Source organism: Sphaerotilus sulfidivorans (genome assembly GCF_013426975.1).
Classification (GTDB): domain Bacteria; phylum Pseudomonadota; class Gammaproteobacteria; order Burkholderiales; family Burkholderiaceae_C; genus Sphaerotilus; species Sphaerotilus sulfidivorans.
In genome coordinates this window covers 1-201 of sequence record NZ_JACCPY010000126.1, presented here as the reverse complement: position 1 = coordinate 201, position 201 = coordinate 1, and the positions used below count along the sequence as shown (strand labels likewise).

Annotated in this window: 1 protein-coding gene; it reads left to right on the top strand. The window is 70.6% G+C overall.

Features of this window, described 5'->3' with window-relative positions; translation table 11 throughout:
• On the top strand, positions 1-201 hold a 201-nt coding region (locus HZU84_RS21280), incomplete at both ends, for a DUF6444 domain-containing protein (protein WP_257644664.1).

The following is a 201-nucleotide window of genomic DNA, read 5'->3' as shown; positions in this document are numbered from 1 at the left end:
GCCCGATGAACCCGCCCCCATCGCCCACACCCGAAGACCCGCCCGCCAAGCCGCAGACGCTGGCGCAGTGCCATGAAGTGATCGACACGCTGGGCCAGCAGCTGGCGCAGCTGCGCGAGCAGGTGGCGTGGCTGCAGGAGCGGGTGAAGCTGGACTCGCGCAACTCGTCGAAGCCGCCGTCGTCGGATGTGGCGGGCACGA